This window comes from Microlunatus antarcticus, assembly GCF_014193425.1.
GTDB lineage: Bacteria > Actinomycetota > Actinomycetes > Propionibacteriales > Propionibacteriaceae > Microlunatus > Microlunatus antarcticus.
This window is the reverse complement of record NZ_JACHZG010000002.1, coordinates 64,081-79,436: the sequence shown is the minus strand read 5'-3', so window position 1 is coordinate 79,436 and position 15,356 is coordinate 64,081. Positions and strand designations below refer to the sequence as shown.

7 protein-coding genes and 3 rRNA genes are annotated in these 15,356 nt (G+C 65.2%); 9 read left to right on the top strand and 1 reads right to left on the bottom strand.

What is annotated here, in order from left to right; genetic code table 11:
* Positions 1-6: 6 nt before the first annotated feature.
* The 9 genes from nuoK to FHX39_RS18220 all read left to right on the top strand — a co-directional run bounded on the left by nuoK (position 7) and on the right by FHX39_RS18220 (position 13,203).
* Positions 7-303: an NADH-quinone oxidoreductase subunit NuoK gene (gene nuoK, locus FHX39_RS18260; RefSeq protein WP_091075780.1), complete on the top strand. Its 297-nt coding sequence runs from the start codon at positions 7-9 to the stop codon at positions 301-303.
* Positions 304-319: 16 nt separating this feature from the next.
* Positions 320-2,224, top strand: a complete 1,905-nt coding sequence (gene nuoL / locus FHX39_RS18255; protein ID WP_183341847.1) for an NADH-quinone oxidoreductase subunit L — start codon at positions 320-322, stop codon at positions 2,222-2,224.
* A gap of 10 nt (positions 2,225-2,234) precedes the next feature.
* Positions 2,235-3,797 (top strand): NADH-quinone oxidoreductase subunit M, encoded by a 1,563-nt coding sequence (locus FHX39_RS18250; protein ID WP_183341845.1) that lies wholly within the window; start codon positions 2,235-2,237, stop codon positions 3,795-3,797.
* Entirely contained in the window at positions 3,797-5,395 is a 1,599-nt protein-coding gene (gene nuoN, locus FHX39_RS18245) for an NADH-quinone oxidoreductase subunit NuoN (RefSeq protein ID WP_183341843.1), read from the top strand. The genes FHX39_RS18250 and nuoN overlap by 1 nt, the downstream gene beginning before the upstream one ends.
* A gap of 68 nt (positions 5,396-5,463) precedes the next feature.
* Entirely contained in the window at positions 5,464-6,444 is a 981-nt protein-coding gene (locus tag FHX39_RS18240) for a polyprenyl synthetase family protein (protein WP_408631506.1), read from the top strand.
* Positions 6,445-7,349: 905 nt separating this feature from the next.
* Positions 7,350-8,867: ribosomal RNA gene (locus FHX39_RS18235) — 16S ribosomal RNA — on the top strand.
* A gap of 368 nt (positions 8,868-9,235) precedes the next feature.
* Positions 9,236-12,362: ribosomal RNA gene (locus FHX39_RS18230) — 23S ribosomal RNA — on the top strand.
* Between the two features lie 99 nt (positions 12,363-12,461).
* Positions 12,462-12,578, top strand: a 5S ribosomal RNA gene (rrf, locus tag FHX39_RS18225).
* Together the 16S, 23S and 5S rRNA genes form the textbook arrangement of a ribosomal RNA operon.
* Positions 12,579-12,789: 211 nt before the next feature.
* Positions 12,790-13,203: an ester cyclase gene (locus FHX39_RS18220; RefSeq protein WP_183341841.1), complete on the top strand. Its 414-nt coding sequence runs from the start codon at positions 12,790-12,792 to the stop codon at positions 13,201-13,203.
* 121 nt (positions 13,204-13,324) lie between these two features.
* On the opposite strand, the gene FHX39_RS18215 is transcribed toward FHX39_RS18220, so the two are convergent.
* A complete protein-coding gene (locus tag FHX39_RS18215) occupies positions 13,325-15,295 on the bottom strand; it encodes a M13 family metallopeptidase (RefSeq protein ID WP_183341839.1) in 1,971 nt (656 codons plus the stop codon).
* Positions 15,296-15,356 lie beyond the last annotated feature (61 nt).

Sequence of the window (15,356 nt, the reverse complement as noted above, 5' to 3'; positions counted from 1 at the left end):
CGCAGCATGACCGACCACTACATCGTCCTGTCGGCGATCCTCTTCGCGATCGGCACGATCGGGTTCATGACCCGGCGCAACGCGATCGTCGCCTTCATGTGCGTCGAGCTGATGCTCAACGCCTCGAACCTCGCCCTCGTCGCCTTCTCGCACAAGAACGGCGCGTTGGACGGCCAGATCGCGGCCTTCTTCGTCATGGTGGTGGCCGCCGCCGAGGTCGTGGTCGGCCTGGCGATCATCGTGACCATCTTCCGGACCCGGCGGTCGGCCTCCATCGACGACGCCAACCTGCTGAAGTTCTGAAAGGCAGAGCACCCCGATGGAAACCGTGACGCCCGTCCTGGGGACGGGCTTCTTCACCCTGGCCTGGCTGCTGATCGCCGTGCCGGCCGCCAGCGCCGCCGTGCTCCTGCTGATCGGGAGGGCCGGCGACCGCTGGGGCCACTTCCTCGGCACCCTGGCGCCGATCGTGTCGTTCGCGATCGGGCTCTGCTACTTCGTGCAGCTGCTCGGCCGCGAGGAGTCGCAGCGCTCGGTGAGCGTGCCGCTGTACGACTGGATCACCTCGGGCGCCTGGAACATCCGCGTCGGGCTCCAGCTCGACCAGCTCTCGATCGTCTTCGTGCTCCTGATCACCGGCGTCGGCAGCCTGATCCACGTCTACTCGATCGGTTACATGGCGCACGACCCGCGGCGCCGGCGGTTCTTCGGGTTCCTGAACCTCTTCATCGCCTCGATGCTGCTGCTGGTCCTCGCCGACAACTACCTCGTGCTGTTCGTCGGCTGGGAGGGCGTCGGGCTCGCGTCGTACCTGCTCATCGGCTTCTGGCAGGAGCGCCCGAGCGCGGCGACGGCGGCCAAGAAGGCGTTCGTGGTCAACCGCGTCGGCGACATGGGGATGTCGCTGGCCGTGATGCTGATGCTCGCCGCCTTCGGCTCGTCGGCCTTCGTCGACGTGAACGCCGGCATCGGCGGGCTGAGCGTGCCGCTCGCCACCCTGCTCGGGCTGCTGCTCCTGCTCGGTGCCTGCGGCAAGTCGGCGCAGGTCCCGCTCCAGTCCTGGCTCCTCGACGCGATGGAGGGCCCGACCCCGGTGTCGGCCCTGATCCACGCGGCCACCATGGTCACGGCGGGCGTCTACCTCGTCGTCCGCAGCCACGCGATCTTCCTCCACGCCCCCGTCGCGAGCGAGGTGGTCGTGATCGTCGGGACCGTGACCCTGCTCTTCGGCGCCTGGATCGGCTGCGCCAAGGACGACATCAAGAAGGTGCTGGCCGGCTCCACGATGAGCCAGATCGGCTACATGATGCTGGCCGCCGGGATCGGCCCGGCGGGGTACGCCTTCGCGATCTTCCACCTGCTCACGCACGGCTTCTTCAAGGCGAACATGTTCCTGGGCGCCGGCTCGGTCATGCACGCGATGGACGACGACGTCGACATGCGCCACTACGGCGCGCTGGCGCGGGCGCTGCCGATCACCTTCGTCACGTTCGCCGCGGGCTACCTGGCGATCATCGGCTTCCCGTTCTTCGCCGGCTTCTACTCCAAGGACCACATCATCGAGGCCGCGTTCCACGCGAGCCCGGTCGCCGGCACCTGTGCGCTGATCGGGGCCGGCGTGACCGCGTTCTACATGACGCGGCTGATGCTGATGACCTTCGCCGGGGACAAGCGGTGGCGCAAGAACGTGCACCCGCACGAGTCGCCGCTGACGATGACGATCCCGTTGATCGTCCTCGGTGCCGCGTCCGTCGTGGGCGGGCTCGTCCTCAACGGCTGGATCGCCGAGTGGCTGAACCCGGCGGTGCAGGGCGAGGCCGAGACCGAGGGCCTCATCCACCCGACGGTGATCGGCTTCGTGACCATGGCCGTCGTGGTGGCCGGCATCGCCGTCAGCTTCGTCTTCTTCGGGCCGCAGAAGGCGATCGCCGACGTGCAGCCCGCGACCCGCTCGCCCTTCGTCCGGGCCGGTCGGCGCGACCTCTACGGCGACGCCTTCAACGAGGCGGTCTTCATGCGCCCGGGCATCCGGATGACCAGTGACATCACCCGCTTCGACGCGGGCGTGGTCGACGGAGTCGCGAACGGCACCGGCACGGTGATCAGCGGCTTCTCCGAACGGCTGCGGCGCGTGCAGAACGGCTTCGTCCGCTCGTACGCCCTCACCATGACCGCCGGCGCGGCCGTCGTCGGCGCCATCATCCTGCTCGGCCGGCTGGGCTGAGGAAGGACGCATGAACACCACCTCCGGAGTCCCCTGGCTCACCGTCCTGGCCCTGCTGCCGGCGCTCGGTGCGGTCGTCGTGCTGCTCGGACGCAGCGGCGCCGCCAAGGTCGTCGCGCTCGCCACCTCGCTCGTCACGGTCGTGCTCGCCGTCGTGCTGACCGTCGGCCTCCGCGGCGGCGGCGGGATGGAGCTGAGCGAGGACGTCGTCTGGATCGGCCCGCTCGGCGCGCACTACGCCCTGGGCCTCGACGGCATCGGCGCGACGCTCGTGCTGCTCGCCTCGATCGTGACGCCCGTCGTCGTCCTGGCCACCTGGGGCGACTACGACCGCGTCCCGGCGCCCGGGACCGTACGGCCGGCCGGTGAGCCCGCCCGCTACGACAGCAAGGTCTTCTTCGCCCTCGTTCTGGCCGTGCAGACCTGCGCGCTCTACCTCTTCCTGGCCACCGACGTCTTCCTGTTCTACGTGTTCTTCGAGGTCGTCCTCGTCCCGATGTACTTCCTCATCGGCGGCTTCGGCCCCGGCGCCCGCCGCTCGAAGGCCGCGGCCAAGTTCCTGATCTTCGGCCTGCTCGGTGGCTTCGTGATGCTGGCCTCGGTCATCGGGCTCTACGTCGCCTCCGCCCAGGTCGGCACGCCGAGCTACCTGCTGTCCGACCTCAGCGGGCTGACCCTCGGGACGGGCCAGGAGCGCTGGCTGTTCATCGGCTTCATGTTCGCCTTCGCGATCAAGGCCCCGCTGGTCCCGCTGCACACCTGGCTGCCCGACGCGGCCGAGCAGTCGAGCCCCGGCGGCGCCACGATGATGGTCGGGATCATGGACAAGATCGGCACCTTCGGGATGATCCGGTTCTGCCTCGGCCTCTTCCCCGAGGCGAGCCAGTGGGCCACCCCGGTGGTGATCGTGCTCGCGGTGCTGTCGATCGTCTACGGCGCGGTCCTGGCCATCGGCTCCAAGAACCTGATGCGGTTCGTCGCCTACACCTCGATCAGCCACTTCGGCTTCATCGTGCTGGGCATCTTCGTGCTGACCCGCCAGACGCTCACCGGCTCGACGTTCTACATGCTCAACCACGGGCTCTCCACGGCGGCGCTGTTCCTGGTCGCCGGCTACCTGGTCAAGCGGCGTGGGTCGGCCGACATCGCCGACTTCGGCGGGGTGCAGAAGGTGGCGCCGGTCGCCGCCGGGCTGCTGCTCTTCGCCGGGCTGTCGACGCTGTCGCTGCCGGGTCTGTCGAGCTTCGTGTCGGAGTTCATGGTGCTGGCCGGCACGTTCGGCAAGCACCCCGTGTACGCGGGGGTCGCCACCCTGGCGATCGTGCTGGCCGCGCTCTACATCCTCGTGACCTACCAGCGGACGATGACCGGGCCGGTCGCTCCGGCGGTGGCCGCGACCGTGACCGAGGTGAGCACCCGCGAACGGCTGGCCATCGCGCCGCTGGTCGTGCTGATCCTCGTGCTCGGGGTGTACCCGAAGCCGGTGCTCGCGCTGATCGAGCCGTCGACCGCGCTGCTCCAGACCTCGGTGGGCGTCAGCGACCCCGCCCCGCTCGTGGGAGGAACCCGCTGATGGGCACCATCGCCGCACCGACGATCGGCTACGCGTTCCTGCTGCCGTTCATCGTCGTCTTCGCCGCCGCCTGCGTGGGGGTGCTCGCCGAGGCCGTCGTCCCGCGCGACCTGCGCCGGGCGGCCCAGATCGTCATCGCGCTCGTCGCAGTGGTCGTCGCGCTCGTCATCACGGTCCTGAACTGGTCCGCCGGCGGGGGTGGCGTCGTCGTGGGCGTCGCGTCGGTCGCGGTCGACGGGCCGACGTCCTTCATCTGGACGATCCTGCTCGTCTTCGGCGCGGTCTCGTTCGGCATGTTCGCCGAGCGCAAGGTGACGGCCGGCGTCAGCGCCTTCGCGCCGATGGCTGCCGCCGTGCCCGGGACGCTCGACGAGCGGGAGGCGATCGAGGCCCGGCGCGAGCACACCGAGGTCCTCCCGCTGGCGCTGTTCGCGCTCTCGGGGATGATGCTCTTCCCCGCGTCGAACGACCTGATCACCATGTTCGTCGCGCTCGAGATCCTCTCGCTGCCGCTCTACCTGCTCTGCGGGCTGGCCCGCCGGCGCCGGCTGCTCTCCCAGGAGGCGGCGCTCAAGTACTTCCTGCTCGGCGCGCTGTCGTCCGCCTTCTTCCTGTACGGGATGGCGCTGCTCTACGGCTACTCCGGCTCGTTCCTGCTGTCGGGGATCGACGACGCCATCCGCAACGGCGTCTCGGGCACCGGGCCGCAGGGGACCGGGCTGCTGCTGGCCGGCATGGGACTGATCGCGGTGGGGCTGCTGTTCAAGTTCGGCGCGGTGCCGTTCCACTCCTGGACCCCGGACGTCTACACCGGGGCGCCGACGCCGGTCACCGCGTTCATGGCCTCCTGCACCAAGATCGCCGCCATCGGCGCACTCATGCGGGTCTTCTACGTGGGCCTGGGCGCGGACCGCTGGGACTGGCAGCCGCTGATGGCCGCCGTCGCCGTCGCCACGATGGCCGTCGGGTCGATCCTGGCGATCACCCAGACCGACGTGAAGCGGATGCTCGCCTACAGCTCGATCGCGCACGCGGGCTTCATCCTCACGGCGTTCGTGGGGGCGTCCCAGGCCGTCACCGGCGCTCGCGAAGGGTCGCTGACCAGCGTCTCGTCGGTGATGTTCTACCTCGTCGCGTACGGGGCCGCCACGATCGGCGCCTTCGCGCTGGTGACGATGGTCCGCGACTCGACCGGTGAGGCGACCCAGCTGTCGAGCTGGGTGGGCCTCGGCCGCCGGTCACCGCTCGCCGCGCTCGTCTTCTCCGTCTTCCTCCTCAGCTTCGCCGGGATCCCGCTCACCAGCGGCTTCATCGGCAAGTGGTCGGTGTTCGCCGCCGCGTGGAGCGGCGGGCTGCACTGGCTCGTCGTCGTCGCGGTGGTCATCAGCGTCGTCGCCGCCTTCTTCTACATCCGCGTGATCGTGCTGATGTTCTTCACCGACCCGGAGGAGAACGCCGCACGGCCGGCCGAGGTCGTCCGGCCGGGCTGGACCACGCTGGCCGCGGTCGGGGTCGGCGTCGCGGCCACGGTGGTCTTCGGGATCTACCCCGGGCCGCTGCTGACCATGGCCCAGCAGGCGAGCGAGTTCATCCGCTGACCGGCGTTGAGGCAGCCGATACGCTGGAGGGCGCCCGGAGGCCACGCCGGCGCCACTGAAGGAGTGACGTGCTCGCCAGCCAGACGCGTGACCCGGTCTTCGAGACCGCGGTCCGCGACCAGCTCGACCGCGTCGAGGTAGCGCTGGTCCACGCGGCCGAGGCGGAGAGCTCGATGGTGCGTGAGGCGGCTCAGCACGTCATCCTGGCCGGCGGCAAGCGCTTCCGTCCGCTGCTCGTGGTCCTGGCCTCGCACCTGGGCCCCGCCGCCGTCGACGCCGACGTGGAGCGCGCGGCCGTCGTCGTCGAGCTGACCCACGTCGCGAGCCTCTACCACGACGACGTCATGGACGAGGCGGGCCTGCGGCGGGGGTCGGTGAGCGCCAACGCCCGCTGGGGCAACACCGTCGCGATCCTGGTGGGTGACCTGCTCTTCGCCCGGGCCTCCGACCTCGTCGCCGACCTGGGTCCGGAGTTCGTCCGGCTGCAGGCCCGGACCTTCGCCCGGCTGGTCCAGGGACAGATCGCCGAGACGGTGGGGCCGGCCCCGGGTCAGGACCGGCTCGAGCACTACCTGAAGGTCGTGGCCGACAAGACGGGCTCGTTGATCGCGACCTCGGCGCTCTTCGGCGCGAAGCTCGCGGGGGCGACCCCGGCGCAGCAGCAGCTCATGGCCGACTTCGGCGAGCAGATCGGCGTCGTCTTCCAGCTGAGCGACGACATCATCGACATCACGAGCGACGAGACGGGCAAGACGCCGGGCACCGACCTGCGCGAGGGCATCCCGACCCTGCCCACGCTGCTCGCCCGGACGTCGACCGACCCCGCCGACGCCCGCCTCCTCACGCTGCTCGACTCCGACCTCAGCTCCGACGCCGACCTGGCCGAGGTCCTGAGCCTCCTCCGCCGCCACCGCAGCATCGACGAGGCCCGTACCCAGGTGCTCCGTCGCGCGGAGGCGGCGCGGAGGTTGCTCGAGGGACTGCCGAGCGGTCCGGCCCGCGACTCCCTCGAGGAGCTCTGCGACACGGTCGTCAGCCGCAACGTCTGACGACGGCGCGAACGCCTCCTTCTGCTCCACCACCCCGGGCCCGAGCGGCTCGAACGGTCTGACGACCCCGTGCGTGGGGCAGAGCCGTCGGCGCTCGCCCCGCCTTCGGCCTCGGCGACCTGCCTTGCTGCACCCGTACGCCTTCCCGGTCAGTGCGAAGGCTGAGGCGCGGCCACGTGCCGTCGTCCGTACGCCGGCTGTCGCTCGCTGGTGCGCGAAGGCTCAGCAGCTGGCGGTGCTCCCCGCTCGGTGGTGGTTCCGGATGATCGTGCCGGTAGGGGGAGTGCCGGTAGGGGGAGTGCCGGTAGGGGGAGTGCCGGTAGGGGGAGTGCCGGTAGGGGGAGTGCCGGTAGGGGGAGTGCCGGTAGGGGAGTGCCGGTAGGGGGAGTGCCGGTAGGGGGAGTGCCTCTTCTGATGATCTTGTCGGCCCGAGTTGCGTCCTCGCAGGGTTCGGCTACAGTAGGGGCATCCCCTTCGGGTCAAGGACGCGCTTGCGAGTGCGGCCGGCCGGGGGAACCTCAGACCAAGAGCATCTGGTTCTGCACGTCCTCTGGGCGAGCAGGAGCTGGCTGGAGATCGGGGGGGTCGAAAAAGGCGGATTTGATCTGCTGGATGAGACCGGGTAGTGTTTATCGAGTTGCCCCAAGTCAGGCTGTAAGGGTCTGGTGCGGTGTGCGAGCGAAGTTTGAGAACTCAACAGCGTGCTTAAAAGTCAATGCCAAATAGCACTATCGAACCCGTGCTCGGCGAGGCTGCCTCCTATCTTGGGGGTTGTTCTGGTCGGGTGTGGTTCCTTTGAGATTGAAATTGATTGACCCAGTTGGGTCTAATGTCAAGGTCAAGCTCGTTGTTTTTGACGGTTCCACGGTCTGCGCCTTCGGGTGTGGGTCGTCTTCCGATATTTTTCAACGGAGAGTTTGATCCTGGCTCAGGACGAACGCTGGCGGCGTGCTTAACACATGCAAGTCGAACGGTAAGGCCTTTCGGGGTCATACGAGTGGCGAACGGGTGAGTAACACGTGAGCAACCTGCCCTTGACTTCGGAATACCAGCTGGAAACAGCTGCTAATACCGGATATGACCCTGGTCCTCCTGGACTGGGGTGGAAAGCTCCGGCGGTCAGGGATGGGCTCGCGGCCTATCAGCTTGTTGGTGAGGTAATGGCTCACCAAGGCTTCGACGGGTAGCCGGCCTGAGAGGGCGACCGGCCACACTGGGACTGAGATACGGCCCAGACTCCTACGGGAGGCAGCAGTGGGGAATATTGCACAATGGGCGCAAGCCTGATGCAGCAACGCCGCGTGCGGGATGACGGCCTTCGGGTTGTAAACCGCTTTCAGTAGGGACGAAGCCACAAGTGACGGTACCTACAGAAGAAGGACCGGCTAACTACGTGCCAGCAGCCGCGGTGATACGTAGGGTCCGAGCGTTGTCCGGAATTATTGGGCGTAAAGGGCTTGTAGGCGGTCCGTCGCGTCAGGAGTGAAAACTCGGGGCTTAACCCCGAGCCTGCTTTTGATACGGGCGGACTAGAGGGATGCAGGGGAGAACGGAATTCCTGGTGGAGCGGTGGAATGCGCAGATATCAGGAGGAACACCGGTGGCGAAGGCGGTTCTCTGGGCATCACCTGACGCTGAGAAGCGAAAGCGTGGGGAGCAAACAGGCTTAGATACCCTGGTAGTCCACGCCGTAAACGGTGGGCACTAGGTGTGGGGGACATTCCACGTTCTCCGTGCCGAAGCTAACGCATTAAGTGCCCCGCCTGGGGAGTACGGCCGCAAGGCTAAAACTCAAAGGAATTGACGGGGGCCCGCACAAGCGGCGGAGCATGCGGATTAATTCGATGCAACGCGAAGAACCTTACCTGGGTTTGACATACACCGGAAAGCTGCAGAGATGTAGCCCCCGCAAGGTCGGTGTACAGGTGGTGCATGGCTGTCGTCAGCTCGTGTCGTGAGATGTTGGGTTAAGTCCCGCAACGAGCGCAACCCTCGTTCTATGTTGCCAGCACGTCATGGTGGGGACTCATAGGAGACTGCCGGGGTCAACTCGGAGGAAGGTGGGGATGACGTCAAGTCATCATGCCCCTTAAGTCCAGGGCTTCACGCATGCTACAATGGCCGGTACAAAGGGCTGCGATACCGCAAGGTGGAGCGAATCCCAAAAAGCCGGTCTCAGTTCGGATTGGGGTCTGCAACTCGACCCCATGAAGTCGGAGTCGCTAGTAATCGCAGATCAGCAACGCTGCGGTGAATACGTTCCCGGGCCTTGTACACACCGCCCGTCAAGTCATGAAAGTCGGTAACACCCGAAGCCGGTGGCCCAACCCTTGTGGAGGGAGCCGTCTAAGGTGGGACTGGCGATTAGGACTAAGTCGTAACAAGGTAGCCGTACCGGAAGGTGCGGCTGGATCACCTCCTTTCTAAGGAGCATTGCGGCTCGCCTTCGGGTGGGTCCATGCGCTCAGTGCCAGGCCGTTCGTGTCTGGCTGGGCAGCTCTGGAATGTGGAACATTGACTATTGAGCCGGCGTCTGCTGCTGGCCTCGTGAGTACAACCCGCTCTTCTTTGTAAGGAGGAGTCGTGGGAGTGGAAATCCGGGGCGAGGGTGGGGGTCGGTTTGGGCACGCTGTTGGGTCCTGAAGGTTCGGTCGCCCTCCAACCCCGTCAAGGGGTTGGGGTGGCAGCCTTTCTTTCTGTGCGGACTCAGACCCCGCCACCTCGGTGGTGGGGCTGTGCTACCGCCCGTGTGTTGAGAACTTCACAGTGGACGCGAGCATCTTTGTAGTAACAACAAGCTACTAAGGGCAATCGGTGGATGCCTAGGCACCAAGAGCCGATGAAGGACGTCGTAACCTGCGATAAGCCCCGGGGAGCTGGTAAACGAGCTTCGATCCGGGGATCTCCGAATAGGGAAACCTCGAAAGAGACCGGAGTAATGTCCGGCGACCTCCGCCTGAATATATAGGGCGGTTGGAGGGAACGTGGGGAAGTGAAACATCTCAGTACCCACAGGAAAAGAAAACAACAGTGATTCCGTCAGTAGTGGCGAGCGAACGCGGAAGAGGCCAAACCGTACGTGTGTGATAGCTGACAGGCGTTGCATGTGCGGTGTTGTGGGGCCATTCTGACCGTGCTGTCGACCGGTCGAGCAGTCAAAAATGACACATGAAGTCGAAGCGTTCTGGGAAGGCGCGGCATAGCAGGTAACACCCCTGTAGACGTAAGTGTGTCACTGCTGAGTGTCACCCCAAGTAGCAGCCAACCCCTGAAATTGGCTGTGAATCCGGCGGGACCACCCGCTAAGCCTAAATACTCCTTGGTGACCGATAGCGGACTAGTACCGTGAGGGAAAGGTGAAAAGTACCCCGGGAGGGGAGTGAAATAGTACCTGAAACCGATTGCCTACAATCCGTCGGAGCTGAGCCCGTAAGGGTGAGGTGACGGCGTGCCTTTTGAAGAATGAGCCTGCGAGTTAGTGGTATGTGGCGAGGTTAACCCGTGTGGGGAAGCCGTAGCGAAAGCAAGTCCGAATAGGGCGTCGAGTCGCATGCTCTAGACCCGAAGCGGAGTGATCTATCCATGGCCAGGGTGAAGCGACGGTAAGACGTCGTGGAGGCCCGAACCCACCAGGGTTGAAAACCTGGGGGATGAGCTGTGGATAGGGGTGAAAGGCCAATCAAACTCCGTGATAGCTGGTTCTCCCCGAAATGCATATAGGTGCAGCGTCGCGTGTTTCTTGCCGGAGGTAGAGCACTGGATAGTCTAGGGGGCCCACAAGCTTACCGAAATTAGCCAAACTCCGAATGCCGGTAAGCCAAGCGCGGCAGTGAGACTGCGGGCGATAAGGTTCGTAGTCGAGAGGGAAACAGCCCAGAACACCAGCTAAGGCCCCTAAGCGATGGCTAAGTGGAAAAGGATGTGGAGTTGCGGAGACAACCAGGAGGTTGGCTTGGAAGCAGCCACCCTTGAAAGAGTGCGTAATAGCTCACTGGTCAAGTGATTCCGCGCCGACAATTTAGCGGGGCTCAAGCCATCCGCCGAAGCTGTGTCATCTACGTAACACCCTCACTTCGGTGCAGGGGCGTGGATGGGTAGGGGAGCGTCGTGTGCGCGATGAAGCGGCAGGGTGACCTAGCCGTGGAGAGCACACGAGTGAGAATGCAGGCATGAGTAGCGAATGAGGAGTGAGAAACTCCTCCACCGAAAGACCAAGGGTTCCAGGGTCAAGCTAATCTGCCCTGGGTAAGTCGGGACCTAAGGCGAGGCCGACAGGCGTAGTCGATGGACAACGGGTTGATATTCCCGTACCGGCGCTAGCGCGATCATGCCGAGGCGAGCGATGCTAAGCACGCGAGTCGCACGGAGCCTTCGGGTGATGTGTCGACGAGTCTGCGAACCAGACTTGTATTAGGCAAGCTGCGGAGGGACGCAGGAAGGTAGCTCATCCCGGGCGATGGTATCCGCAAGGTGATCCCGGGCTAAGCGTGTAGGGCGAAGTGTAGGTAAATCCGCACTTCATGATGCCTGAGACGTGACGGCTGGTCGGTCTACGGACCGGCGAGTGAGTGATCCTATGCTGCCTAGAAAATCTTCGTGAGCGAGTTCTAGAGCCGCCCGTACCCTAAACCGACACAGGTGGTCAGGTAGAGAATACCAAGGTGATCGAGATAACCGTGGTTAAGGAACTCGGCAAAATGCCCCCGTAACTTCGGGATAAGGGGGGCCGGACGCGTTCGCCACACAAGCTGTGGTTGGCGTGAAAGGCCGCAGAGACCAGGCCCAAGCGACTGTTTACTAAAAACACAGGTCCGTGCCAAGTCGTAAGACGATGTATACGGACTGACGCCTGCCCGGTGCTGGAACGTTAAGGGGAACTGTTAGCTCTCACGAGCGAGGCGGTGAACTTAAGCGCCAGTAAACGGCGGTGGTAACTATAACCATCCTAAGGTAGCGAAATTCCTTGTCGGGTAAGTTCCGACCTGCACGAATGGCGTAACGACTTGGGCGCTGTCTCGACCACGGACTCGGCGAAATTGCACTACGAGTAAAGATGCTCGTTACGCGCAGCAGGACGGAAAGACCCCGGGACCTTCACTATAGTTTGGTATTGGTGTTCGGTACAGCTTGTGTAGGATAGGTGGGAGACTGTGAAGCGGCGACGCCAGTTGTCGTGGAGTCAACGTTGAAATACCACTCTGGTTGTTCTGGATATCTAACCTAGGTCCATTATCTGGATCAGGAACAGTGCCTGATGGGTAGTTTGACTGGGGCGGTCGCCTCCCAAAAGGTAACGGAGGCGCCCAAAGGTTCCCTCAGCCTGGTTGGCAATCAGGTTTCGAGTGTAAGTGCACAAGGGAGCTTGACTGTGAGAGGGACACCTCGAGCAGGGACGAAAGTCGGGACTAGTGATCTGACGGTGGCATGTGGAAGCGCCGTCACTCAACGGATAAAAGGTACCCCGGGGATAACAGGCTGATCTTGCCCGAGCGTCCATAGCGACGGCATGGTTTGGCACCTCGATGTCGGCTCGTCGCATCCTGGGGCTGGAGTCGGTCCCAAGGGTTGGGCTGTTCGCCCATTAAAGCGGCACGCGAGCTGGGTTTAGAACGTCGTGAGACAGTTCGGTCCCTATCCGCTGCGCGCGTAGGAGTCTTGAGGAGGGCTGTCCTTAGTACGAGAGGACCGGGACGGACGAACCTCTGGTGTGCCAGTTGTCCTGCCAAGGGCACGGCTGGTTGGCTACGTTCGGAAGTGATAACCGCTGAAAGCATCTAAGCGGGAAGCACGCTCCAAGATGAAGGCTCCCACAGGATAGCCTGGTAAGGCCCCCAGCAGAACACTGGGTGATAGGTCGGATGTGGAAGCACAGCAATGTGTGGAGCTGACCGATACTAATAGGCCGAGGGCTTGTTCCTACAAAGATGCTACGCGTCCACTGTGAGGTCTCTCGAGACACGGTCGAAAGACCAGTCGTCTCCGATCGAGACTGGTTTCGCACCACATCTCTATAGAGTTTCGGTGATCAAAGCGTCAGGGAAACACCCGGTCCCATTCCGAACCCGGAAGTTAAGCCTTACAGCGCCGATGGTACTGCACGGGAGACCGTGTGGGAGACTAGGACGTCGCCGGACAACACAACACCTCAGGGTCGACCATTCGTGGTCGACCCTGAGGTGTTTCTACGTCCAGACGCATTCCGTAGACTCAATCGCATTCGAGAACCGTTCATTCGTCGACTGTGGCGAACGGTAGGTCTCCGCGCGACAAGAACGTTGATCGGCACCGCAAAAACACAGCTCGCCCCGCTGCTAAGCGGGTAGGCCGTTGTGTGGGCATGACGGCATGGCCACCGATCGTAAAGACCTCGTCTCCCGCTACGAGCGCTACCTGGCGTACTGCAATGAACGCCGGTTCGACGAGCTGGGCGAGTTCGTCGCGGACGACGTGAGTGGTTCCGGGGCGGACGACGGGCTTTCCGCGTACGTCGACCGGATCAACGAGATCTTCGTCGGCTTTCCCGACTTCCGGTGGACGTTGCAGGACCTGCTCGTCGAGGGCAGCACGATCGTGGCCCGGCTCGTCGACGAGGGGACGCACACCGGACTGTTCGGTGACGTCGAACCCACGGGTCGACAGGTCCGCGTGCAGGAGCTGGTCGTCTACCGCTGGGCCGAAGGGAAGATCGTCCAGTGCTGGGGCGACCTTTACGCCGTCGTCCGCGACGAGCTGAGGTCTCCCGCTCACCTCACCCGTTGAACGACCTCTCGTCACGAGAAAGCAGAAGCCCGGTTGGTCTCCCTCAAGCAGAGGGGACCAACCGGGCTTCTGTCGTTCTCATGACGTACAGGACCTCGACGGGTTCAGCACCGCAGGACCATCACCAGATGCTGACGCGCTGGTCCTCCTCGAGCCACAGCTCGTCGCTCGCGCGCACGTCGAAAGCGGCGTAGAAGGCGTCGACGTTGCGGACGATCTGGTTGCAGCGGAACTCGGCCGGCGAGTGCGGGTCGGTCGCGAGCCGCTGGCGTACGAGCTCGTCACGCGCCTTGGTCTGCCAGACCGCGGCCCAGGACAGGAACAGCCGCTGCTCGGCGGTGAAGCCCTCGATCGCCTCGGGCTCGCGGCCCTCCTGGGCGATGTGGTGCGCCAGGTGGGCGATGGAGAGTCCCCCGAGGTCGCCGATGTTCTCGCCGATCGTCAGGGAGCCGTTGACGTGCATGTCGGGCGTCTGGACGGGGGAGAGGGCGTCGTACTGCGCGACGAGGACCTTCGTCCGCTCCTCGAAGGCCTCGCGGTCGGCGTCGGTCCACCAGTTCTGCAGGCGGCCGTCCCCGTCGCAGGTCGACCCCTGGTCGTCGAAGCCGTGTCCGATCTCGTGACCGATGACGGCGCCGATCCCCCCGTAGTTCACGGCGTCGTCGGCGTGCTCGTTGAAGAAGGGCGGCTGCAGGATGGCGGCCGGGAACACGATCTCGTTGCGCAGCGGGTGGTAGTAGGCGTTGACCGTCTGCGGGGTCATCAGCCACTCCTCGCGGTCGATCGGCGCACCGATCTTGGCGATGCTGCGCTGCAGCTCGAACTCCGTCGCCCGGGCGACGTTCCCCAGCAGGTCACCGGGCACGATCTCGAGCGTGCTGTAGTCGCGCCACTGCGTGGGGAAGCCGATCTTCGTGCGGAACTTCCCCAGCTTGTCGAGGGCCCGGGCCTTGGTCTCCTCGGTCATCCAGGCCAGGTCGGAGATGGAGCGTCGGTAGGCCTCGATGAGGTTGGCGACGAGGGTGTCCATCCGGTCCTTGGCCACGGGCGAGAAGTGGCGTTCGACGTACACCTTGCCGACGACCTCGCCGAGCGCACCCTCCACGAGGTCGACGCCGCGCTTCCACCGCTCCTTGAGCACCGGGGTGCCGGAGAGGACCGTGCCGTAGAAGCCGAAGCGTTCCTGCACGAAGGCCGAGGCGAGGTAGGGGGAGCGCGAGGAGACGAGGCTCCAGGCGGCCCACGAGCGCCAGGCCGGCAGCCGGTCCTCGGTGAGCAGGCCGGCGACGTCGGTGAAGAACGACGGCTGCGTGACGACGAGCTCGCCCGCGGCCTCCTCCGACATCCCCAGCCCGGCGAGCCAGGTGGCGAAGGGCAGGCCCGGCGCCGACGCCTCGAAGTCGGCGAGCGGCATCAGGTTGTACATGGCGCGGAGGTCACGGGTGCGGACCTTGTCCCAGTGGCAGGCCGCGATCGCGGTCTCCAGCTCGAGGACGGCGTCGGCCTGCGCCTCCGCGTCGGAGAACCCGGCCAGCGCGAGCGAGCCGGCCACGTGGGTGCGGTAGGCCGTACGGATGTCGGCGTACGCGGGGAGGCGGTAGTACTCCTCGTCGGGCAGCCCGAGGCCGCCCTGGCCCACGAACATGACGTAGCGGTCCGGGTTTCCCGGGTCGGACTCGGCCTCGATGTCGAACAGGCCGCGGACGCCCTGGCGGGTGTGCCGTCCGACCAGGCCCACGAGCTCGTCGACGGTGCCGACGGCGGCGATGGCGGCGAGCGGCTCGGCCAGCGGGGTCGCCCCGGCCGCCTCGACCGCGTCGGCGTCCATGAAGCTCGCGTAGAGGTCGGCGATCTTCTGCGCCTCGCTGCCGGGGGCGCCGGGCTCGACGGTGGTGATGATGTCGCGGACGGCCGCCTCGGCCGCGTCGCGCAGCTCGACGAAGGCCCCCACCATCGGCTTGTCCTCGGGGATCTCCGTGCGCTCCGCCCAGGCACCGTTCACGTGGCGGTAGAGGTCGTCCTGCACCCGGACGGTGTCGTCGAAGTCGGAGAGGTCGAGGGCGGGAACGGTCTCGTCGGTGGTCTGCGTCACCCGGCCGATGCTACCGAGCAGGCCTGACGCGACCTGGGCCGCAGAGCCCGGGCGGCTGCCC

Bases quoted from the DNA above. Each gene is read 5' to 3' on its own strand.
- nuoK (WP_091075780.1), top strand. From the start codon at position 7: ATGACCGACCACTACATCGTCCTGTCGGCGATCCTCTTCGCGATCGGC.
- nuoL (WP_183341847.1), top strand. From the start codon at position 320: ATGGAAACCGTGACGCCCGTCCTGGGGACGGGCTTCTTCACCCTGGCC.
- FHX39_RS18250 (WP_183341845.1), top strand. From the start codon at position 2,235: ATGAACACCACCTCCGGAGTCCCCTGGCTCACCGTCCTGGCCCTGCTG.
- nuoN (WP_183341843.1), top strand. From the start codon at position 3,797: ATGGGCACCATCGCCGCACCGACGATCGGCTACGCGTTCCTGCTGCCG.
- FHX39_RS18220 (WP_183341841.1), top strand. From the start codon at position 12,790: ATGGCCACCGATCGTAAAGACCTCGTCTCCCGCTACGAGCGCTACCTG.